General features: G+C 60.7%; 20 protein-coding genes. 11 read left to right on the top strand and 9 right to left on the bottom strand.

Annotation, left to right across the window (positions count from 1 at the left end):
* Positions 1-6: 6 nt before the first annotated feature.
* Together HYI44_RS21150 and HYI44_RS21145 are read left to right on the top strand one after the other, a co-directional pair.
* Positions 7-1,929 (top strand): PAS domain-containing sensor histidine kinase, encoded by a 1,923-nt coding sequence (locus HYI44_RS21150; protein WP_225570420.1) that lies wholly within the window; start codon positions 7-9, stop codon positions 1,927-1,929.
* Between the two features lie 85 nt (positions 1,930-2,014).
* Complete coding sequence (locus tag HYI44_RS21145) at positions 2,015-2,551, top strand: hypothetical protein (RefSeq protein ID WP_201146835.1); 537 nt, start codon at positions 2,015-2,017, stop codon at positions 2,549-2,551.
* 55 nt (positions 2,552-2,606) lie between these two features.
* On the opposite strand, the gene HYI44_RS21140 is transcribed toward HYI44_RS21145, so the two are convergent.
* Positions 2,607-3,083, bottom strand: coding sequence for a hemerythrin domain-containing protein (locus HYI44_RS21140; RefSeq protein ID WP_122840466.1), 477 nt, complete (start codon positions 3,081-3,083; stop codon positions 2,607-2,609).
* Positions 3,084-3,438: 355 nt separating this feature from the next.
* Here HYI44_RS21140 and HYI44_RS21135 point away from each other — a divergent pair, with 355 nt between their 5' ends.
* Positions 3,439-4,662 (top strand): zinc-dependent alcohol dehydrogenase, encoded by a 1,224-nt coding sequence (locus tag HYI44_RS21135; protein WP_225570419.1) that lies wholly within the window; start codon positions 3,439-3,441, stop codon positions 4,660-4,662.
* Between the two features lie 80 nt (positions 4,663-4,742).
* Here HYI44_RS21135 and HYI44_RS21130 read toward each other — a convergent pair whose 3' ends face one another.
* From HYI44_RS21130 to HYI44_RS21115, 4 genes are all read right to left on the bottom strand, one after another.
* Complete coding sequence (locus HYI44_RS21130; RefSeq protein ID WP_122840464.1) at positions 4,743-5,030, bottom strand: hypothetical protein; 288 nt, start codon at positions 5,028-5,030, stop codon at positions 4,743-4,745.
* Positions 5,031-5,146: 116 nt separating this feature from the next.
* Positions 5,147-6,490, bottom strand: coding sequence for a cation:proton antiporter (locus HYI44_RS21125; RefSeq protein ID WP_225570418.1), 1,344 nt, complete (start codon positions 6,488-6,490; stop codon positions 5,147-5,149).
* A gap of 46 nt (positions 6,491-6,536) precedes the next feature.
* The gene (locus tag HYI44_RS21120; protein ID WP_122840462.1) at positions 6,537-7,148 is read right to left on the bottom strand and encodes a Yip1 family protein; all 612 of its coding nucleotides are present in this window, start codon (positions 7,146-7,148) and stop codon (positions 6,537-6,539) included.
* Positions 7,149-7,280: 132 nt separating this feature from the next.
* The gene (locus HYI44_RS21115) at positions 7,281-8,138 is read right to left on the bottom strand and encodes an SDR family oxidoreductase (protein WP_122840461.1); all 858 of its coding nucleotides are present in this window, start codon (positions 8,136-8,138) and stop codon (positions 7,281-7,283) included.
* A 168-nt stretch (positions 8,139-8,306) separates the two neighbouring features.
* On the opposite strand from HYI44_RS21115, the gene pssA reads away from it, so the two are divergent.
* The 7 genes from pssA to HYI44_RS21080 all read left to right on the top strand — a co-directional run bounded on the left by pssA (position 8,307) and on the right by HYI44_RS21080 (position 16,757).
* Entirely contained in the window at positions 8,307-9,650 is a 1,344-nt protein-coding gene (gene pssA, locus HYI44_RS21110; RefSeq protein ID WP_122840460.1) for a CDP-diacylglycerol--serine O-phosphatidyltransferase, read from the top strand.
* 147 nt (positions 9,651-9,797) lie between these two features.
* Entirely contained in the window at positions 9,798-10,814 is a 1,017-nt protein-coding gene (locus tag HYI44_RS21105; RefSeq protein ID WP_225570417.1) for an AraC family transcriptional regulator, read from the top strand.
* Between the two features lie 257 nt (positions 10,815-11,071).
* The gene (locus tag HYI44_RS21100) at positions 11,072-12,736 is read left to right on the top strand and encodes an AMP-binding protein (protein ID WP_225570416.1); all 1,665 of its coding nucleotides are present in this window, start codon (positions 11,072-11,074) and stop codon (positions 12,734-12,736) included.
* Between the two features lie 16 nt (positions 12,737-12,752).
* The gene (locus tag HYI44_RS21095) at positions 12,753-13,514 is read left to right on the top strand and encodes an SDR family NAD(P)-dependent oxidoreductase (RefSeq protein ID WP_225570415.1); all 762 of its coding nucleotides are present in this window, start codon (positions 12,753-12,755) and stop codon (positions 13,512-13,514) included.
* 11 nt (positions 13,515-13,525) lie between these two features.
* A complete protein-coding gene (locus tag HYI44_RS21090; RefSeq protein ID WP_201146830.1) occupies positions 13,526-14,719 on the top strand; it encodes an acetyl-CoA C-acyltransferase in 1,194 nt (397 codons plus the stop codon).
* Positions 14,720-14,841: 122 nt separating this feature from the next.
* The gene (locus HYI44_RS21085) at positions 14,842-15,969 is read left to right on the top strand and encodes an acyl-CoA dehydrogenase (RefSeq protein ID WP_225570414.1); all 1,128 of its coding nucleotides are present in this window, start codon (positions 14,842-14,844) and stop codon (positions 15,967-15,969) included.
* 14 nt (positions 15,970-15,983) lie between these two features.
* Positions 15,984-16,757: an enoyl-CoA hydratase gene (locus HYI44_RS21080; protein WP_122840454.1), complete on the top strand. Its 774-nt coding sequence runs from the start codon at positions 15,984-15,986 to the stop codon at positions 16,755-16,757.
* A 116-nt stretch (positions 16,758-16,873) separates the two neighbouring features.
* On the opposite strand, the gene HYI44_RS21075 is transcribed toward HYI44_RS21080, so the two are convergent.
* From HYI44_RS21075 to HYI44_RS21065, 3 genes are all read right to left on the bottom strand, one after another.
* Positions 16,874-18,025, bottom strand: coding sequence for an acyl-CoA dehydrogenase family protein (locus HYI44_RS21075; protein WP_122840453.1), 1,152 nt, complete (start codon positions 18,023-18,025; stop codon positions 16,874-16,876).
* A 3-nt stretch (positions 18,026-18,028) separates the two neighbouring features.
* Positions 18,029-19,135, bottom strand: a complete 1,107-nt coding sequence (locus tag HYI44_RS21070) for an enoyl-CoA hydratase/isomerase family protein (RefSeq protein ID WP_225570413.1) — start codon at positions 19,133-19,135, stop codon at positions 18,029-18,031.
* A 142-nt stretch (positions 19,136-19,277) separates the two neighbouring features.
* Complete coding sequence (locus HYI44_RS21065) at positions 19,278-19,988, bottom strand: HPP family protein (RefSeq protein WP_201147375.1); 711 nt, start codon at positions 19,986-19,988, stop codon at positions 19,278-19,280.
* Between the two features lie 427 nt (positions 19,989-20,415).
* Between HYI44_RS21065 and xerC the strand changes: the two genes are divergently transcribed.
* Positions 20,416-21,267 carry a tyrosine recombinase XerC gene (gene xerC / locus HYI44_RS21060; RefSeq protein WP_412548503.1) on the top strand — a complete coding sequence of 284 codons (852 nt, stop codon included), beginning with the start codon at positions 20,416-20,418 and terminating at the stop codon, positions 21,265-21,267.
* Between the two features lie 189 nt (positions 21,268-21,456).
* On the opposite strand, the gene HYI44_RS21055 is transcribed toward xerC, so the two are convergent.
* The gene (locus HYI44_RS21055) at positions 21,457-22,014 is read right to left on the bottom strand and encodes a membrane integrity-associated transporter subunit PqiC (RefSeq protein ID WP_225570412.1); all 558 of its coding nucleotides are present in this window, start codon (positions 22,012-22,014) and stop codon (positions 21,457-21,459) included.
* Positions 22,015-22,016: the final 2 nt, after the last annotated feature.

The raw sequence follows: 22,016 nt of genomic DNA, 5'->3' as shown, positions 1-22,016 counted from the left end.
GGTTGCATGAGCGAGGATCGGAGGAAAGCCGGTGCCATCGAAGAGAAGCGCTTTCGCTTGTTGATCGATGCCGTGGTCGATTATGCGATCTACATGATCGATCCCGATGGCACAATCGCCAGTTGGAACTCCGGGGCCAAGCGTTTCAAGGGGTATGAAGAGGCGGAGATCCTGGGTCAGCATTTTTCACGGTTTTACACCGAGGATGACCGTCGCGCCGGCCTGCCCCAACGAGCGTTGGATACTGCGATCCGCGACGGCCGTTTCGAAGGCGAGGGCTGGCGCGTGCGCAAGGATGGCTCGCACTTCTGGTGCCATGTAGTGATCGACCCGATTCGTGACGCCGATGGTCGATTGCTCGGTTTTGCCAAGATCACCCGCGACCTCACCGATCGCAAGATGGCCGAGGAAACGCTCAAGCAAAGCGAGCAACAGTTCCGCCTGCTGGTTCAGTCAGTCACTGACTACGCCATCTATATGCTCGACCCGCAAGGGCGCCTGACCAACTGGAACCCGGGGGCTCAACGAATCAAGGGCTATGCCCCTGAAGAGGTGGTGGGCCAGCATTTTTCGATGTTCTACACCCCTGAAGATCGCGTTGCCGGCGAACCGCAACGGGCGCTGGATACGGCGGTGCGCGAAGGCCGGTTCGAGAACAAGGCCTGGCGTATGCGCAAGGACGGTACGCGGTTCATGGCGCATGTGGTGGTCGACCCCATCTGGGGTGAAACCGGAACCTTGCTGGGTTTTGCCAAGATTACGCGCGATATCACCGAGGCCACCACGGCACAGCGCACTCTGGAACAGACCCGCGAAGCGCTGTTCCAGGCGCAGAAAATGCAGGCGATCGGTCAACTCAGTGGCGGGATCGCCCACGACTTCAACAATTTGCTGACGGTCATCCTGGGTAACCTGGAGATCATTCGCAAACGCGCAGTCAACGAACCAAAAATCACCCGTCTGGTGGACAACGCGACCCAAGGTGCCTTGCGCGGGGTCTCCCTCACCCAGCGTATGCTGGCTTTTGCCCGACGCCAGGAGCTCAAGACCGAACCGGTCCAGGTTGCGGAAATGGTGCAGGGCATTACCGGACTGTTACGCAGTGCGCTGGGGCCGTCCGTGCGTTTGGTAACCCATTTCCCGCCAGGACTCGAGCCGGCCCTCGCCGACATGAACCAGCTTGAATTGACCGTGATGAACCTGGTAACCAATGCCCGCGACGCCATGCCCCAGGGCGGCGAAATTCTGGTCAGTGCCCAGGCCGTGGAGATCCATGCGCAATCGACTCTGTCTCTGGCGGCCGGGCAATATATCTGCCTGAGCGTTAGCGATAACGGCGAAGGCATGGACGACGCCACGCTCGCCTCGGCAATGGACCCGTTCTTCACCACCAAAGGGCTTGGAAAGGGCACCGGCCTGGGCTTGTCGATGGTGCACGGGTTTATCGAACAGCTGGGTGGCCGTTTCATCCTCAAGAGCCAGAAGGATAAAGGCACCACGGCCGAGTTGTGGTTGCCGGTGGCTGGTGCCAGCAGCGCAACCCGACTACAGGCCGAAACCGAGCCGTCTGCACCTGTGTCACGAATAAGCGTACTGGTGGTGGACGATGACAGCCTGGTCCTGACCAGCACCTGCCTCCTGCTGGAGGACCTGGGCCATAAGGTCACAGCAGCGAACTCCGGCGCGAAAGCGCTGCAATTGTTCAGCGCCGACCAGCCATTCGACCTGGTGATCACCGACATGGCCATGCCGCACATGAGTGGCGCGCAACTGGCGCATGCCATTCAGGAGATCGCCCCGGGCATCCCCATCATCATCGCCACCGGCTTCGCCGAGCGACTGGAAGGTTTCGCTGCCAATCTGCCGCGGCTGTCCAAGCCATTCAACCAGCTCAACCTGGTAGAAATCATTGCCTCGACCTTGAAGTAAGTGCGTGCAGGCCAGGGAATGAAATCCGGCTGAACTAGTTTCAAGCCGGATCTTCTAATTCTTTTTCAGACCTGACAGAACCCCCGTGCCCAGAATATTGACCGAAGCCACGGCTGAAGAAGCCCTGACCGAACACAATGCCAAAATGTTTGGCTCACCGAAGGAGCGCCTGGATTTCTACCGCAGGGAAATCCAGTATGAGACCAGCATCCTGGCCAACCGCACGGATGCCTACCTGGCCGCGCAGTCGTTCCTGGTCATTGCGTTCGCATCCTGTATGGCAAACCTCAACCCCGAGTGGGGCAAGCTGTTCACCTTGGTCGTACCGCCATTCCTGGCGCTGCTGGGGTTGCTGAGTTCCCTGAATGCCTGGCCCGGCATCAGGGCGGCGTACGACATCATCGATCACTGGCATTTCAAACAGAGCGAACTGTTGAGCAGTGAACCCCTGATGGGCCTGGCGTACGATGAATCACCTTTATTCAGCGAGATGGAGTCTTCGCACAAGGGGTACCGCAAGTCGCTACTGTTTTCAGTACGAACCCCGTGGATTTTTGCGACGTTTTGGGTATTGCTGGGCACTTATGCGGTATTTATTCAGGTGACCAATCCTGGTGGTTGATCAGCCTTTGGGCTGTGGCGGGGGGCTTGCCCTCGCCACGCCCTGGCATTGGCTATCAAGCCGCCAGATTAGCGGCGCTCATCTCTTTCTTGTACTGCGCTTTCAAACTCTCCATCTGCGCCCCAAGCTCTTCAAGCTCAGCCTTGCCCAGCAGCTTCCTGGCTTCAGGGAACATCTCCTGTTCTTCCTCTTCGATGTGGTGCTCCAGCAGCTCCTTGACTACCTTCACCCGCCCGGAAAACTCGGGGGTCGATGGGTCGGTTGCTTTCAGGTCTGGCAGCACCAGGGAATCGACCGTGCGGTGTTCTTCCTTGGCTTCGTAATACATGATTTCCTGCTCCTTGCCCCCGGCTTTCTTGTAGGCGGGGTACAACACTTCTTCCTCGAGCCGGGTATGGATGGTGATTTCCATTTCCAGCTTGGCAAGCAGCTCCGTGCGTTTCTTGACTCCACGCTCGGTGGATTCGCTCAACTGGGTCAGGATGCTCTTCACGCGTTCATGGTCGGCTTTCAACAGGTCGATGGCGTTCATGGTCGGGTTCTCTCGAATAGTCACGGGTAGAGCGCTAACGGTCTCGATGCCGCAGGTCGCTTACAGTGAGGGAGCATTTCCCGTGCCGGATCCGATCAGCGGCTAATTCTCTTATAAATCAATTAATTAACTCTGCTTTTAAACTGGGACTACCATGCAGCCTGCATGAGTGTAAGAAGGCGGGCATTGCACTTCGCATTGGGCTGGCACGACGCGGGATTTTTACTTGAAGAGGCAAAAACCGCCGATCAGAATCGCCTCGCATTCAACTGAACTCGCCGCTTCAGCCATCGCCCTTAACTACAGACTATCCAGTCTTTATTGACCAGCGAGATTGACCAGCGAGGATGCAGCCATGCGAGCAATGACTTACCACGGTGCCCACGACGTCAGGGTCGAAACCGTACCTGATCCCGTCATCGAGGCCCCTGATGACATTATCCTCAGGGTGACCGCGACCGCCATTTGCGGGTCGGACCTGCACCTGTATCGAGGCAAGATTCCCACGGTGGAACATGGCGACATCTTCGGCCATGAGTTCATGGGCATTGTCGAGGAAACCGGTTCGGCGGTGACTGCGGTACAGCGCGGTGATCGGGTAGTGATCCCTTTCGTGATCGCCTGTGGCGACTGCTTTTTCTGCCAGCAAGAGCTGTTCGCGTGCTGCGAAACCACCAACTCCGGGCGCGGAGCCATCGTCAACAAAAAGGCAATCCCTCCACCGGCCGCGTTGTTCGGCTTCAGCCGTTTATATGGAGGCATTCCCGGCGGGCAGGCCGAGTTAGTGCGTGTCCCCAAGGCCAACACCGGGCCCTTCAAGGTTCCGGGTATGCTGGCAGACGAGAAAGTACTGTTTCTTTCGGACATCCTGCCTACCGCCTGGCAAGCCGTACTTAACGCTGGCATTGGCCAGGGTTCCAGCCTGGCGATCTACGGTGCAGGCCCAGTGGGGCTCCTCACCGCTGCCTGCGCACGGATGCTGGGCGCCGAGCAAATTTTCATGGTCGATCATCATCCGTATCGACTGGCTTACGCGCAGAGTGCCTATGGAGTGATCCCGATAAACTTCGATGAAGATGACGACCCGGCGGACACCATCATTCGCCAGACCGTTGGCAGTCGCGGGGTGGACGCGGTCATTGACGCGGTAGGCTTCGAGGCCAAGGGCAGCACCACCGAGACGGTGCTGGCGACGTTGAAGCTGGAGGGCAGCAGTGGCAAGGCGCTTCGCCAGAGTATCGCTGCCGTTCGCCGAGGCGGCGTGGTCAGCGTGCCTGGGGTTTACTCCGGCTTTATCCATGGTTTCCTGTTCGGTGACGCGTTCGATAAAGGCCTGACATTCAAAATGGGGCAGACCCATGTCCAGCGCTATTTGCCGCAGCTGCTGGGGTATATCGAAACCGGACGCTTGCAACCCGAGGCAATCGTCACCCACCGCATGTCGCTGGAGCAGGCCGCCGAAGGGTACAAGCTGTTTGATAAAAAGCAGGAGGATTGTCGCAAAGTGATCCTGACTCCGGGTAGCCCTGAGGAGCCCTTGGCTGAAACCTTCGAGGCCCAGGCAATCCCGGTGACCTGATGCAGAGCCGAAAAAGGGGCGAAGCACACTTGCAGGAGCGTCAGGCCGGCTCCTGCAAGTGACAGGCAGTGCCAGCTACATCACGCTCTGGATTCGTGCGCGGGTTTGGGATTGGCAACCGCCATCGGCATCGAAGGGAAGTCCTCGTTCAACAGGCGCAAATGCTCGATGGCTTCTTCGAATTTCAAGTCGGCTTTTCTGCGCATTGCCTGGTAGCGGTCGAACTGCTCGCCATCCAGCTCGCTGCCTTCGAGGAGGGCGAAGGCGGCTTGATTCAGCGTCTCGGCTTCTTCAAATAGCTGGCGGTTGCGTTCCAGGGCGAACTCGCGGCAGGCTGAAATTTCATCACGGGTGGAGTAGTGGATCATGGCCGGCACCTTTGTTCGGTATGTTAATGATTAATAGGCAGCGGCACCGGCGAAGGATTTCAAATTTATGAGCGTTAAATTTCGATTATTCCGACGATAAAACCCTGAGCAAAAAATCAGTTTTTTCGTTTTTTACGCTGTTCGTATCGAGCAAGGATGGGTTGGGTGCTGACCCCGTGCACGAGGATGCTCAACGCCACCACCGACAACGTCAGGTTGGTGCACAAGGCCGCGACTGACGGGTCCAGCCCGTGGTTCAGGGCGTAGAACAGGTAATACAGGCTGCCGATCCCGCGGATCCCGAACCAGCCGATCAACAGGCGCTGGCGACTTTCGAGCAGACTGCCCCAGGGCATGGCCAGGACGCTCAGCGGTCTGATCAGCAGGAACAATGCGCCACCTATCGGCAGCGCGCGCCAGTCCCAGTGCGCAATCAGCACCACGCCGAGCAAGGTCACCAGGAATACTTCCATGGCGCGCTCCACCAGACCGCCAAATGCCAGCATGTCGCCCATCATGATGCCGGCGGCCACTTGGGAATCTTCAAGATTCTCGGTGTCGCCATGCACCGCTTGCTGGGGGTCGACGTTCTGGTGACCGACCACTGGCTGGACCAGATGCTCGGCCGGCACCGGGGCATCGCCCGTTGACTTGACCTCTTCCTGACGCAACCCCAGGCCAGCGGCGAATACAGACAGGAACCCGTAGGCGTGAACCCACTCGGCGCCGACATAGGCCAATGCGATGAGGGCCAGGGCCAGATAGTCGTTGGGGGAGAGGGTGCTGTCTTCATTGGCAATGCGCAGGGATAAGGTCAACCGGCCGATTCCACGGCCCATCCAGTACCCGATCAACAGCCCCGCCGGCACTGCCCAGAGCACTCTGCCGAGCGCCCAATCTCCCAGCCAGCCGGGGTTGCCGTCTTGTTGCAGCAGGAGCAATCCAAGAATCACGAACGGGAAGGCGACCCCGTCATTCAGGCCAGCCTCGCCGGACAGGCCGAACCGCACACTGTCGTCGTCGCGGGCATCGTTAACCTGCACCAGAGACGCGAGCACAGGGTCGGTCGGCGCCAGGATCGAGCCAACCAGTACGCTGACCCCCCAAGGCAACTGGAACGCGAAGTGCAGCAGCAGACAAACCCCGGCAATGCTCAGCATCATAACCGGGCCCGCCAGGCCCAGTGCCACTCGCCAGTTCTTTTGCCTGAAGGGAGCGCGCAGCTTCAAACCGCAAACGAACAGGGAAAACAACACCGCCACCTCGGTCAGGTGTTCCATCCACACTGATGCATCGTCCACATCCAGTTTCAATACGCCCAGGCCGGCGGGGCCGATGCCGACGCCCAGCGCCAGGCATACCGCCGAGGTGGTAACGGGCTTCCAGCGCAGATAGGACGACGTCAATGCCAGGGTCAGTAACACGGCACCGAGAACGGCCACCCAAATGGTAAAACTCATACTTGCGTCCTGCGCGAGGGTGGCCGTGATACAGCGTGGAGTAAGCTCAACCGACAGTCGCGCGCAGGTATTCGGGCGTCAGCACGTTGAACCACAGCAAGATCATTTCCACCAGGATAGTGACCAGCACTAGCAAGCCCACGCCCCAGACGCAGGCGGCATTCAATACTCCCTGTTCCTTGCGTTCATGCATAAACGTGGGCAAGCCTACGAACAGCAAAAATGTCGAGTAGATGCCTGCAGCGCCCAGCACCGCGATGGCCAGCCAACGGCTGGGATAAAGGCCTGCCAGCCCAGCCAGGAAGAACGGGGTGGCGGTGTAAGCCGCAAATCCGATGCATTGGTTGATGGTTGGCCGGGCGTCGAAGGTGCGCGACATCCAGCGTATGAACAGGCCCATTACTGCTACGCCCAGCAGAATAGTCACGTAGAGCATCACGCACAGCTGCAAGGCGCTAGTGGTACTGAGCTTGACTGTCTCATTCTGCGCCAAACTCCAACCCACGTAGGTGGTCCCGATGAACAGGCACACTGCGGGGATCAGGGCGAGCAGGAGCAGATGCGCAAGGTAGTGGCGCGGATGCGCTTCCTCTTCCTTGCGAATATCCGTCCAGGCGTAGTTGGGTTGAGTGAATAGCTTGACGATAGGTGCGGACATGACGACCTCCTCGAACGGCCCGTGGTGGAGGGCTATAAACGTATTGAGCAAGGGCATTTACCGACGGTTCATTTTTTTGTCGCACAGGCCAGCCAGTCTTGGCGTGCAGCCCCAAGACTGACTGCGCGACAGTTACAGCATCGGTTTGCCACCGGTTACGCCGTAGCGCTGACCTGTGATGTAGCTGGCTTCATCCGAGGCCAGCAGCACATAGATTGGCGCGACTTCCACAGGCTGCCCGGGACGCCCCAACGGGGTCTGGGCGCCGAAGTTCTGCACTTCTTCGTCGGGCATGGTCGAGACGATCAGTGGCGTCCAGATGGGCCCGGGTGCGACGCTATTGACCCGGATGTTCTTCGGCCCGAGCATCTGCGCCAAGCCGCCGGTAAAGTTGGCGATAGCTCCCTTGGTAGTAGCGTAGGCGAGCAGGGTAGGCTTGGGCATGTCCGAGTTGATGGAGCTGGTATTGATGATCGAGCTGCCGGGCTTCATGTGTTTCAACGCCGCCTGGCAGATGCGAAAGATCGCGGTGATGTTGACGTCGAATGTCATCACCCATTCCTCGTCCGGAATGTCTTCGAAATTCTCGTGGGTCATCTGGAACGCGGCGTTGTTGACCAGCACGTCAATGCGACCGAAGCGTTCGACGGTCTTGTCGACCACCGCCTGGCATTGGGCTTTTTGCGCCAGGTCGCCTGGCACCAGCAGGCACTGGCGGCCGGCCTGTTCGACCCAGCGTGCGGTTTCCTGGGCGTCTTCATGTTCGTTGAGGTAGGCAATGACCACGTCCGCGCCTTCGCGGGCGAAGGCAATCGCCACGGCGCGGCCGATGCCGCTGTCGGCGCCGGTAATCAGGGCAATCTTGCCTTCCAGCCGGCCGGAGCCTTTGTAGCTTTGCTCACCGCAGTCCGGGTAGGGATCCATTTTTTTCTGGGAGCCGGGGACGGGTTGTGCCTGTTTGGGGAAGGGCGGTTTTGGATAGTCATTCATCGTGAATCTCCAATCTCAAGGCGAAAGAGTCAGAGGGTGGACCCTGGGCTTTTGGCGTGGGTTCGGTTGGATTTTCGGTGAAAGGGTTGAACGGTCAACACGCTGTGCCAGGCGCGACGCCATGGTGTAAGCTCTGCGACTCTTCGGATTCGACCCTTTGCGAGCCCTATGCCGTCGCTTTTCAAACGCTCCCTGCTGCCAAAACTGCGCAGCTTCCCGCTGACCGCCGAGGCCGTCACCATCCTCTCGGGTGCCGCCGAGTTTCGTCGCTGCCTGCTGGAAAAGATCGCCAGTGCAACCCGACGCATCTACATCGTCGCGCTGTACCTGCAACAGGATGAAGCCGGCCAGGAGATCCTCGATGCCCTGCATGCCGCCAAACTGGCGCGCCCGGAACTGGATGTTGTGGTGGTCGTCGACTGGCTGCGCGCCCAGCGTGGCCTGATCGGTGCTGGCAAGCAGCCGGGCAACTCGGCGTGGTACCAGGAAACCACCCGCACCCATGCCAGCGAAGTGCCGGTGTACGGCGTGCCGGTGCAGAGCCGTGAGCTGTTCGGCGTGCTGCACTTGAAGGGTTTTGTAATTGATGACTGCGTGATCTACAGCGGCGCCAGTCTGAACAACGTTTACCTGCACAAGTTCGACAAGTACCGTTACGACCGTTATCACCTGTTGCACAACCGCGACCTGGCGGACTCGATGCAGCACCTGGTGCAGCACGGCCTGATCGCCTCCAAGGCGGTCAATCGCCTGGATTTGCCCAATCTGCCGACCACCCGCAGCCTGCGCAACGATATCGGTGACCTGCGCAGCCGCCTCAAGCACGCGACGTATGACACCACCAATGGGACTACGGACAAAGGCGGGCTGTCGGTCAGCCCGCTGCTCGGCGTGGGCAAGAACAATCCGCTGAGCCGGGTGATTGGCGAGTTGATCGCCAGCACCCAGCAGCAGCTGACCATCTGCACGCCGTATTTCAACCTGCCGCTGGCCGTGACCCGGGAAATCAATCGGGCACTGGCACGGGGCGTGAAGATCGACATCGTGGTCGGGGACAAGACAGCCAACGATTTCTACATCCCACCCAGCGAGCCGTTCAAGGTGATCGCGGCGTTGCCATACCTGTACGAAATCAGCCTGCGCCGTTTCGCCAAGCGTCATCAGCGTTATATCGACAGCGGCCAGTTGAACCTGCACCTGTGGAAGGACGGCGACAACACCTACCACCTCAAGGGCATGTGGGTCGACCAGCGTTATACCTTGCTCACCGGTAATAACCTGAACCCGCGGGCGTTCCGTCTCGACCTGGAAAACGCCTTGCTGATCGATGATCCCAAAGGTGAGCTGCTGGCGCCGCGCAGGGAAGAGCTTGGGCAGATTTTCCAGCACACCACGCGCATTGGCCGATACCAGGACCTGGAAACGCTGGTGGAATACCCGGCAGCGGTGGCCAAGTTCCTCAAGCGCGTCAGCCGCGTGCGGATCGAGAGGTTGCTGTACCGGATCCTGTAACTTGCAGGAGCCAGCTCGCTCGCGAAAAACCAGAGGCCGCCTCGGGGCATCAGGCACCCCGCGTCATCGTTAAAGACCATCGCCAGCAAGCTGCCTCCTGCATGTAAGATGGCGATATTCGAATAACAACCTGGCCTGCCTGATTTAATGTCGGAAAAAGACACTATCTCCATCCAACTGGTGCGCGAAGCCCTGTTGCAAAGTTGTGCGCCCGGCGTGGCAACCGCCGAAATACTGGAAAAGGTCGGCATTGCCCCGGCGTTACTGGGTACCGCGAATGCCCGGGTGCCGGCGACGGCCTATGCACGGCTGTGGCGCCTGCTGGCCCGACGGGGCGACGATGAGTTTTTTGGCATGGATCCGCGCCCGCTGCGCTCCGGAAGTTTCGAATTCCTCTGCCGCAGCGCCATGGCCCAGCCCAGCCTGATGGCCGGCCTTACCTGCGGCCTGGACTTTCTCTCGCTGATGTTCCGGCACCTGCCAGCGCACCTGGTGCGTCAGCAGAGCCTGGCGGAAATCGTGCTGATCGAGGATGAGCAACCCGCCAAGCGCGCGTTCACCTACTTTACCTACTGGATGATCGTGCACGGCGTCGCCTGCTGGTTGGCCGGGCGGCGAATACCGATCCTGGCGATTGAACTGCGCTGCCCGGCACCGGATTTTCTGGACGACTACCAGGTAATGTTTTCCGAGAACCTGCGCTTCGATCGACCCCGCACTCGCATGATATTTGCCGCCGATTGCCTGGACATGCCGATCCGCCGCAGTCCCGAGGAGCTCAAGCGCTTCCTGGCCCATGCCCCGGCCAATATCCTGGTGAAATACCGCGATCCACAGAGCCTGGCCAGCCGGATCAAGCACGATTTGCGGCAGATCACCGCCCAGGACTGGCCGGAGACCGAGGCACTGGCGCAACAATTGTGCATGTCGGCCTCGACCTTGCGCCGCCGCTTGGCGGAGGAGGGGCAGACTTACCAGGGGCTCAAGGACAGCGTGCGCAAGGAGCTGGCGATCGTCTGGCTGGCGGACCCGGTGATCAGCTTTGCCGAAATCGCCACGCGCCTGGGGTTTGCCGATGCGAGCTCGTTCTACAAGGCGTTTCGCAAGTGGTCGGGGTCCAATCCCGGGCATTACCGCAGTCTTATACTCAATGAGCCGAACTGAGCGTCATTGTGTAGTGGCCTGACTGGCCACATCGCGAGCAAGCTCGCTCCTGCAGTTTTAGCGTCAGCACACAGATCCTGTGGGAGCGAGCGTGCCCGCGACGAGGCCATGGCAGCCGCTGCGCCTCTCGAACCTTGGCCAAACCAGTCAAACAACTTGATAGCTTTGACCATTGTCCCGCCGGGCGCACAGAGCGACTATTTCTCCTGTTGATTACGGTTCCCCCAACCTAATAAAAATACAGAGGGATTCTGGCAATGCGCGACTACCTGACTGCCACTTCACAGTTCGATTATCAGCACACCGTCGATGCCGCACTGGCCGGCGACCTCACTGCGCTCAATGCCTGCGTCGAGTGTTGCGACCGGCACGCACTGCCCGGGCGCATTGCGCTGTTCTGGGAGGGGCGCGACGGTTCGAGCGCAACTTATACGTTTAGCGACTTGCAGGACAAAGCCGCGCGTTTCGCCAATTTCCTGCTGGAGCAGGGCGTGCGCAAAGGCGATAAGGTTGCCGGCTTGCTCCCTCGCAACATCGAACTGCTGGTCACGGTGTTCGCGACCTGGCGCATCGGTGCGGTGTATCAACCGCTGTTCACCGCCTTCGGCCCCAAGGCGATCGAGCACCGTCTGGGCAGTTCCGGTGCCAAGGTGGTGGTGACCGATGCGGGCAATCGCAGCAAGCTCGCCGAGGTCGAGAGCTGCCCGACCATCGTTACCGTCGCAGGACCAAAAGGCCAGGGCATTGTCCGTGGCGATTTCAGCTTCTGGGCTGAGCTGGCCAATTACCCTGCTGTCTGCGAACCGGTGCTGCTCACTGGTGAAGACCCTTTCCTGCTGATGTTCACCTCTGGCACCACCGGCCCGTCGAAAGCCCTGTCCGTACCCCTGAAGGCCATCGTGGCGTTCCAGAGTTACACCCGCGATGCGGTCGACTTGCGCCCCGAAGATGCATTCTGGAACGTCGCCGATCCCGGCTGGGCCTACGGCATTTATTTCGGCGTAACCGGGCCACTGGCGATGGGGCATCCGATTACCTTTTACGACGGCCCGTTCACCCTGGAAAGTACCTGCCGGGTCATCAATAAATATGGAATCACCAACCTCACGGGCTCGCCCACGGCCTACCGACTGCTGATCGCCGGCGGCGACGAGGTCGCCCGGTCCATCAAAGGCAGGTTGCGCATTGTCAGCAGTGCCGGTGAACCGCTGAACCCGGAAGTGATCCGCTGGTTCGCCGACAACCTGAACGTGGTCATCCACGACCATTATGGCCAGACCGAACTGGGCATGGTGCTGTGTAATCACCACGGCCTGGAACACCCGATTCACATGGGCGCCGCCGGCTTTGCCTCGCCCGGCCACCGCATTGTGGTGCTGGATGAGGCCTGCCAGGAACTGAGCGTCGGTCAGCCGGGCATCCTGGCCATCGATCGCAGCCAGTCACCGATGTGCTGGTTCGCCGGTTACGAAGGCGGCCCCACCAAAGCGTTCGTCGGCCACTACTACCTGAGCGGCGACACCGTCGAGTGGAACCCCGATGGCAGCATCAGCTTCGTCGGGCGCAGTGACGACGTGATCACCACCTCCGGCTACCGGGTCGGCCCGTTCGACGTGGAAAGCGCGCTGATCGAGCACCCGGCCGTGGTCGAGGCGGCAGTGGTCGGCAAGCCTGATCCGGAGCGCACCGAGCTGGTCAAAGCCTTCGTTGTACTCAGTGCGCAATACCGCGCCGATCCGGCGCTCGCCGAAGAACTGCGCCAACACGTGCGCAAGCGCCTGGCCGCGCATTCGTACCCCCGTGAAATCGAATTTGTCAGCGAATTGCCGAAAACCCCAAGCGGCAAATTGCAGCGCTTTATCTTGCGCAACCAGGAAATCGCCAAGGCTCAAGAGGCCGCCGCGAAGAACGTTTCAGCTTGAATCCAAGGAAACTGTGATGCAGATCGAAAACAAGGTTTTTCTCGTCACCGGCGGTGCGTCCGGGCTCGGTGCCGCCACCGCTGAAATGCTGGTGGCCGCCGGTGCCAGCGTGATGCTGGTAGACATGAACGCCGACGCCGTCGCCGCTCAGGCCCAGCGTCTGGGCGCGCAAAGTGTGGTTGCCGACATCAGTGATGAGGCCGCCGCTGAAGCCGCAGTGCAAGCCACGGTGAAAGCCTTCGGCGGCCTCAATGGCCTGGTCAACTGCGCCGGTATCGTGCGCGGCGAAAAAATCCTCGGCAAGAGCGGCCCGCATACGCTGGCCAGCTTCAGCCAAGTGATCAACGTCAACCTGATCGGCAGCTTCAATATGCTGCGCCTGGCGGCAGCGGCGATTGCCGAAACTGAAGCGGATAGCGACGGCGAGCGCGGGGTGATCATCAATACTGCGTCGGCCGCTGCCTATGACGGCCAGATCGGCCAGGCGGCTTACGCGGCGTCCAAGGGCGCTATCGTCAGCCTGACCTTGCCCGCCGCTCGCGAGCTGGCGCGCTTTGGCATCCGCGTGATGACCATTGCCCCGGGCATTTTCGAGACGCCGATGATGGCCGGCATGACGCCTGAAGTACGCGCGTCGCTGGCGGCTGGCGTGCCGTTTCCACCCAGGCTCGGGAAACCGGACGAGTATGCCGCGCTGGTAAGGCATATCATTGAAAACAGCATGCTCAATGGCGAGGTGATCCGTCTCGACGGTGCCTTGCGCATGGCCGCCAGGTAGGAGAATTCGTCATGACTATTGCCAACGATCCGATTGTTATTGTCAGCGCCGTGCGCACCCCCATGGGCGGGTTCCAGGGCGAACTGAAAAGTCTCACCGCACCGCAGCTGGGTGCCGCCGCGATCAGCGCCGCCGTCGAACGCGCCGGTATCGTCCCTGCTCTGGTCGAGGAAGTGCTGTTTGGCTGCGTCCTCTCCGCAGGCCTTGGCCAGGCCCCGGCGCGCCAGGCCGCGCTGGGTGCAGGGTTGGACAAATCAACCCGCTGCACCACGTTGAACAAAATGTGCGGCTCGGGTATGGAAGCGACGATGCTGGCCCACGACATGCTCGTCGCCGGCAGTGCCGAGGTGGTCGTCGCCGGAGGCATGGAGAGCATGTCCAACGCGCCGTACCTGCTGGACCGCGCACGCAGCGGTTACCGCATGGGTCACGGTCGGGTGATGGACCACATGTTTCTCGACGGGCTTGAAGACGCCTACGACAAGGGACGCCTGATGGGCACCTTCGCCGAAGACTGCGCCGAGACCCACGGCTTCAGCCGCGAAGCCCAGGATGCCTTTGCCATTGCCTCGACCACCCGTGCACAGCAGGCGATCAAGGACGGCAGTTTCAAGGACGAGATCGTCCCGCTTACCGTTACCGTCGGCAAGGAACAGGTGCTGATCAGTAACGACGAACAGCCGCCGAAAGCCAAACTCGACAAGATTGCTGCACTCAAGCCGGCGTTCCGCGACGGTGGCACCGTCACTGCGGCCAACTCCAGCTCGATCTCCGACGGCGCTGCGGCCCTGGTGTTGATGCGCCGCTCCGCTGCCGAAAAACAGGGGCTCAAGCCGCTGGCAGTGATTCACGGGCATGCTGCCTTTGCCGATACCCCGGGGCTGTTCCCGGTGGCCCCGGTGGGCGCAATCCGCAAGCTGATGAAAAAGACGGGCTGGTCCCTGGACCAGGTCGATCTGTTTGAAGTCAACGAAGCGTTTGCGGTGGTCAGCCTGGTGACCATGGCCAAGCTGGAAATCCCCCATGAGAAAGTCAACGTGCACGGCGGGGCTTGCGCACTGGGCCATCCCATTGGCGCATCCGGCGCGCGGATCCTGGTGACCCTGCTCTCGGCGCTGCGCCAGAAAGGCTTGAAGCGCGGCGTTGCAGCCATCTGCATCGGCGGCGGTGAAGCCACGGCCATGGCTGTGGAATGCCTGTACTAAAACCCGCACACCCCCTGTAGGAGCCGCCGCAGGCTGCGATCTTTTGACCTTGAAGATCATCATTAAAAGATCGCAGCCTGCGGCAGCTCCTACACGGGGTATTTCATATTCAAGGATTTGGCATGATTCCCAATGACGAACAATCCCAGATCAGCGACGCGGCACGGCAGTTTGCCCAGGAACGGCTGAAACCGTTCGCCGCCGAGTGGGACCGCCTGCATCGTTTTCCCACCGAAGCCATCGGCGAAATGGCCGAACTGGGCTTCTTCGGCATGCTCGTGCCGGAGCAATGGGGCGGCTGCGACACCGGGTACCTGGCCTACGCCATGGCCCTGGAAGAGATCGCGGCCGGTGACGGCGCGTGCTCGACCATCATGAGCGTGCACAACTCGGTGGGCTGCGTGCCGATCCTCAATTACGGCACCGATGAGCAGAAAGAACGCTTTCTCAAACCCTTGGCCAGGGGCGACATGCTCGGCGCTTTTGCCCTCACCGAACCCCAGGCCGGTTCCGATGCCAGTGGCCTGAAAACACGTGCCCGCCTGGAAGGCGACCACTACGTGCTCAATGGCTGCAAACAGTTCATCACCTCCGGGCAGAATGCCGGCGTAGTGATCGTGTTTGCCGTGACGGACCCGAGCGCAGGCAAGCGCGGAATCACCGCCCTGATCGTTCCCACCGATTCACCGGGCTACAAAGTCGCGCGGGTCGAAGACAAGCTCGGCCAGCACGCCTCCGACACCTGCCAGATTCTCTTCGAAGACGTGAAGGTGCCAGTGGCCAACCGTTTGGGCGAGGAGGGTGAAGGCTACGAAATCGCCCTGGCCAACCTTGAAGGCGGTCGTGTCGGCATTGCTTCGCAATCGGTGGGCATGGCCCGAGCCGCGTTCGAAGCAGCCCGGGACTACGCAAGGGAGCGGGAAAGTTTCGGCAAGCCGATCATCGAACATCAGGCCGTCGCGTTCCGCCTCGCCGACATGGCCACCCAGATAGCCGTGGCCCGGCAGATGGTGCATTACGCAGCGGCTTTGCGTGACAGCGGCAAGCCCGCCCTGGTCGAAGCCTCGATGGCCAAGTTGTTTGCCTCGGAAATGGCTGAAAAAGTCTGTTCTGCGGCCTTGCAAACCCTGGGCGGCTACGGTTACCTGAACGACTTCCCGCTGGAGCGCATCTACCGCGACGTGCGGGTGTGCCAGATCTACGAAGGCACCAGCGACATTCAACGCATGGTTATCTCGCGCAACCTTTGAACAGGAGTCCATTTGTGAACTACGAAACGATTTTGCTGGAAATCCACGGTCGTGTTGGCCTGATCACCCTGAACCGGCCCCAGGCGTTAAACGCATTGAATGCGCAGATCGTCAGCGAACTGAACCAGGCGCTCGATGGCCTGGAAGCTGACTCGAACATCGGCTGCATCGTGCTCACCGGTTCGAAAAAGGCTTTCGCGGCCGGCGCCGACATCAAGGAAATGGCCGAGCTGACGTATCCGCAGATCTACCTCGACGATCTGTTCAGCGACAGCGACCGCGTGGCCAATCGCCGCAAGCCCGTCATTGCGGCGGTGAACGGTTTTGCCTTGGGTGGCGGTTGTGAACTGGCACTGATGTGCGACTTCATCCTGGCGGGCGACAACGCCCGGTTCGGCCAGCCGGAAATCAACCTCGGCGTGCTCCCGGGCATGGGCGGCACCCAGCGCCTGACCCGCGCGGTAGGTAAGGCCAAGGCCATGGAAATGTGCCTGAGCGGACGTTTGATCGACGCCGTGGAAGCAGAGCGCTGTGGCATCGTGGCGCGCATCGTGCCGTCGGATGAGTTGCTGGCCGAGGCATTGAAAGTCGCCGCGTTGATCGCCGCTAAATCCTTGCCGATCGCGATGATGGTCAAGGAAAGCGTCAACCGCGCGTTCGAAGTCAGCCTGTCTGAGGGCGTGCGCTTTGAGCGTCGGGTATTCCATGCGGCGTTCGCGACGCAGGATCAGAAGGAAGGGATGGCGGCATTTATTGCCAAGCGGGAGGCGCAGTTCCAGGGCAAGTAATCGGTTAAGGCTATCGCGGGCGAGCCTTGCTCCCACAGCCTTGTTCCCACAGGTGATCGGGACTGTGGGACCGAGGCTTGTGTGGGAGCAAGGCTTGCTCGCGATGCTTCCAGGCCCTAAACCAGATAGTTCTTCAATTCTCGGGCAATCACCATCCGCTGAATCTCGCTCGACCCCTCATAGATCTGCGTGATCCGCGCATCGCGGTAGTAGCGCTCCACCGGGTAGTCTTCCAGATAGCCATACCCACCATGAATCTGCATCGCCGAAGAGCAGACCTTCTCGGCCATTTCCGAAGCGAACAGCTTGGCTTGTGACGCCTCCGACAGGCAAGGCTTGCCGGCGCTGCGCAGGCGCGCCGCGTGCAGGATCAACAGACGCGCCGCGTTCAGCCGGGTATGCATGTCGGCGAGCAGATTGGCAATGCTCTGGTGCTCAATGATCGGCTTGTCGAACTGCACCCGACCACGGGCGTAGTCCAGGGCTGCTTCAAATGCCGCGCGGGCGATGCCCAGCGCCTGGGCGGCGATGCCGATGCGTCCACCTTCAAGGTTGGACAGGGCGATGGCCAGGCCCTTGCCGCGTTGCCCCAGCAGGTTGGCTTCGGGGATGGTGCAGTTGTTCAGGGTGACTGCGCAGGTGTCGGATGCGCGAATGCCCATCTTGTGCTCGGTGCGATCTACAATGAAACCGGCGGTATCGGTTGGCACCAGGAAGGCGGAAATTCCGCGTTTGCCCAGGTCCGGGTCGGTCACGGCGAACACGATCGCCAATTTGGCGCGCTTGCCATTGCTGACGAATTGCTTGGCGCCGTTGATCACCCACTGGCCATCGCGCAGTTCCGCGCGGGTGCGCAAGTTGTGGGCTTCGGACCCGGCCTGGGGTTCGGTCAGGCAGAAGCAGCCAATGGCTTTGCCGCTGGCCAGGTCCGGCAACCAGGCCTGTTTCTGTTCTTCGGTGCCGAAGTTCAGCACGGGCCCGCAACCGACGGAATTGTGGATGCTCATCAGGGCGCCGGTGGCGCCGTCACCTGCGGAAATTTCCTCCACCGCCAGCGCATAGGCCACGTAGTCGACATAGGTGCCGCCCCATTCCTCGGGTACCACCATGCCCAGCAGGCCGAGCTCGCCCATCTTCGCCACCAGGGCGTCATCAATCCAGCCGGCCTTTTCCCAGGCCTGGGCATGAGGCGCGATTTCACCCCGGGCGAAATCCCGGGCCATGTCGCGGATCATCACTTGTTCTTCGCTCAATTCGATATCGTGCATGACTCAGCTCCCGCTCCGGTCGAAGCCTTCAAAGAAACTCTCCACATGCCCGGCGCCCAGCGCCTGCAAGGTGGGAGGGTTCCAGCGTGGCGTCTTGTCTTTGTCGATCAGCAAGGCGCGCACGCCCTCGATCAGGTCACCACGCTCGAACCACTGGCGGTCCAGGTGCAGTTCAAGGGCAAAACAGTCTTCCAGACTCAGGTGGCGACCACGGCGCAGCATTTCCAGGGTGACGCCCATGGCCAGCGGCGAGCGCGTCTCCAGCAGGTCCGACGTCGCCAGCGCCCAGTCGTGGCTGTCAGCCACCGTGACGGCACGCAGTTGCTCAACCATACTCGGCACGTCGGGCAAGGCGAAGAAGTGATCGATGGCCGGGCGCAGCGCAATCAACGGCGCATCGGGCAGTTGCTGCTCCGCGAGCCGGGCCAGTACGCCCTGCAGGTCCTTGAGCGCGGTGTCGTGCCATGCCATCTGATCAAGCTGCTCGTCCAGGATGGCAATTTTATTGCTGTCCAGGTACCAGTCCGCCAGCCCGCAGTAGAGAGCATCGGCTGCGCGAATCTGCACGCCGCTGACGCCCAGGTAGATCCCCAGCTCGCCGGGCACGCGAGGCAGGAAGTAGCTGCCACCGACGTCCGGGAAATAGCCAATGCCCACTTCCGGCATTGCCAGGCGGCTTTTTTCCGTGACCACTCGCAGGTCGGCACCTTGCACCAGGCCCATGCCGCCGCCCAGTACAAATCCGTCCATCAGCGCCAGCACCGGTTTGCGGTAGTGGTGAATGGCGAGGTCCAGGGCATATTCCTCGACAAAGAAATCCTGGTGCAGCGAGTCGCCGTTCTTGAAGCTGTCGTACAGCGAGCGGATGTCACCACCGGCACAGAAGGCTTTTTCCCCGGCGCCGCGCAATACGACGGCGTGTACCGTCGAATCCTGCGCCCAGGCGTCGAGCTGGCGCTGCAGGTTGCGCACCATGTCGAGAGTGAGGGCATTGAGACCGGCGGGACGATTGAGGGTCAGGTGACCAATGTGGTTGCGTACTTCGGCCAGCACGTCGTTGTGCGTGGCATCCATGGACTGAGTCCCCGGAGAAGAAACCTGAGCAGTCATCACTAACTCCCTGCTTTTATTGTTCTTTATAGAGAAGCTCGCACGCGAGCGATCCCGGATCGTACCAGTGCAAATTTGTGATGTACAACCGGGATATCTGCAGGTCCAGTCTGCAGATATGCATGTAGGGAACGAAATCTGACTACGCGGACCGTCCCGTGAACACGTCGCCAATGCTGCGCCGCCGGGCGTGCACTTCACTGGCATGGATCAATTGCTCCAGGTCTTCGGGGGTGACGTCGTAGAAGGCCTCCAGGTCTGCCAGGGCCAGCTTCAAATCCTGGGCGGTGATGGCCTGGCTGTCGACCACGGCGGGACCAGCGGGCACTGCCACCGGGGGCTCGCCTGCACGTTTGGGATAACGGATGCGCGTCAGGTTGTTGTAGAGCAGGGCACACAACAACAGGGTGGCAGCCCCGAGCATCACGGGCCCCAGGGCTTGCCAGTCCAGGGCGATGGTCGCAGGGTCGGCCAGCACCAGGGTCAGCGCCAGGGCACCGGCGGGCGGGTGCAGGCAACGCAGCCAGCACATCAGGATCAGCGCAACGCCCGCCGCCAGGCATGCGCTGGTCAACGTGCGACCGAGCACGTGCGCTACCAGCAGAGCCACCACTGCAGCGCTCAGGTAGCCGCCCAGGATCGCCCAGGGTTGGGCGAGGGCACCGGATGACACGGCAAACAGCAGCACGGCCGAAGCCCCCAGCGGCCCGATCAGGTGTTGGGCCACCTCGACGCCGAATACCCGGCTGCACAGCCAGACGGTGAACATCGTACCTATGGCCATGCCAATCGCGGCGCGGCTCCATTCAGTGGGGCGAGTGTTGATGGCGGCAGGTAACCAGCGAGCAAGCATGAATTAAACGATCCGTGAAAAGCAGGCGAAAAAAAAGGCTCGGCTGGAAACCCAGTAAGCCCTTGAAAGCGTTCCCACTGTTGGGGGAGGAACGCGCACAGTTTGCCTCGCTATACGGGCACTGACAAATTCATATTAATGCAGGTTCAATGCATTAATTATGAATTAAATGGCAGCGTTGCTCATTTTAAATGACAGCTGATTTGACTTTTGCAGCCCCGGCCGGCAGGGTTGGGAGCCCCACCGGGGCACGTCAGCTGATGGAGATTGTGGTTTAGCCCGCACCTGACTACCGCAAGGCAGCTCATGGCTGTTTTTTGTTCAATGACACCGATTTCACTCAAGGCCGTTTCGTTTGACTGACTTACCCGCTTCCAAGGCTAATCCGCTCACTGTCTACCTGGCGCGATTGGCACCCTCCAGCCAAATGACGATGCGTTATGTCCTGCAGGATGCCGCCGATCGCCTGGGTTTCGAAGACATGAACGTCGAGGAAATTCCCTGGCATCAATTACAGCCAGAGGATGTCGTTGCGCTGGTTGCAGCGCTGCGCGAGGACGGTTATGCGCCCAACACCTCATCGCTGTACGTCAACGCCGTGCGCGGGGTAATGAATGAAGCCTGGCGCATGAGCCTGATCAGCCAGGAACATCTGTTGAAGATGCGCTCGGTCAAGGGCATCGCCGGCACGCGGCTGTCCCAGGGGCGCAATCTGCGCCGTTCGCTGATCCAGGAACTGATGGCGGTGTGTGCCGCCGACCCCAGACCCCAGGGGCTGCGCGACGCCGCTATCATTGCAATTCTGTATGGCTCGGGGATGCGCAAGTCGGAGTCGGTCAACCTGGACCTCAGTCAGCTGGATTTTGCCGAGCGCAGTCTGCGAGTGACGGGCAAGGGCAACAAGCAGTTGATCAAATATGCGCCCACCTGGGCCTTTGCCAAGCTCGACGCCTGGCTCGAACTGCGCCGCTCGCAGCTCAAGGAGGGGGAGGTGGATGACCCGTTCCTGTTCAACCGCATTCGTCGAGGCAGCCACATCACGCGCGAGCGCATCACCAAACATGCGATCTATTACATTGCCCGCCAGCGTGGCGCGCAGGTCGGCGTGAAGATCATGCCCCACGATTTTCGGCGGTCGTTCATCACCCGGGTGATCGAGGAGCACGACCTGTCGATCGCGCAGAAGCTGGCGCACCACAGCAATATCCAGACGACCGCCAACTACGATGTGCGTGACGACAACGAGCGGCGGCGGGCGGTGGATCGTTTCGATTTGTGATGCGGTTGTAGGAGCGAGCTCGCTCGCGATGGTCGTGAACGAACTCTCTGGCAGGCTGACACCCCGCGTTATCTTTGACGACCATCGCGAGCGAGCTCGCTCCTACAGTGGGTGCACCTGAACGATATCCCGCTTGAACAGTGACGAACATACAGTGGGGGCAACACCCGGCGCAGTACTTGTCAGTGTTTACAGGCTGGTGGGGCAGGTGTTTTGCGGATTGCCTGCCGCCTGGCTGATCAGCGCGGCCAGACGCTTGACGTTGGTCTGCTGCGCATCAACCAGGTCATCAATCGAAGGCCCGGATGGGGTCTTCAAGGTGCTGCGGCAGGTGAGGGTGCCCTTGTCAGTGGAGCCTGCGTCGCGCAGGCGCCATTTTACGTCGATCAGCCCATATTGACCCGGAATCGAGTCGAACCGCTGCACCTCAAGGCGCACCGAGATATTGCGCCTGGGGTTGCTGTTCACCATCTGGTCGATCAACGCCGCGCGTAACTCATCCACCAGGCTGGCGCCCCACCATTGGGTTTCAAGAATCGCGATCCCGGTGTTGCCCTGGCGCACGACGATCTGCGGTCGATCGACCTGCGGCGGCACCGTGAGCGATTCGATCTGGATCTGCGCCGTGGACTGCGAATTCGCGTTCAACTGCGCCGGGGTCAAGGTATGGAACTGAATCGGATCACTGCGGCAGGCGGCGAGCATTGACAGCGCGGCGAGCAGGGTGATCTTCAGCGGAAAAGCCATGG

The sequence above is a fragment of the Pseudomonas sp. Y24-6 genome (assembly GCF_020295325.1).
Classification (GTDB): domain Bacteria; phylum Pseudomonadota; class Gammaproteobacteria; order Pseudomonadales; family Pseudomonadaceae; genus Aquipseudomonas; species Aquipseudomonas gregormendelii.
The sequence above is the reverse complement of the archived record's forward strand: the minus strand, read 5'-3'. Positions and strand labels throughout refer to the sequence as shown.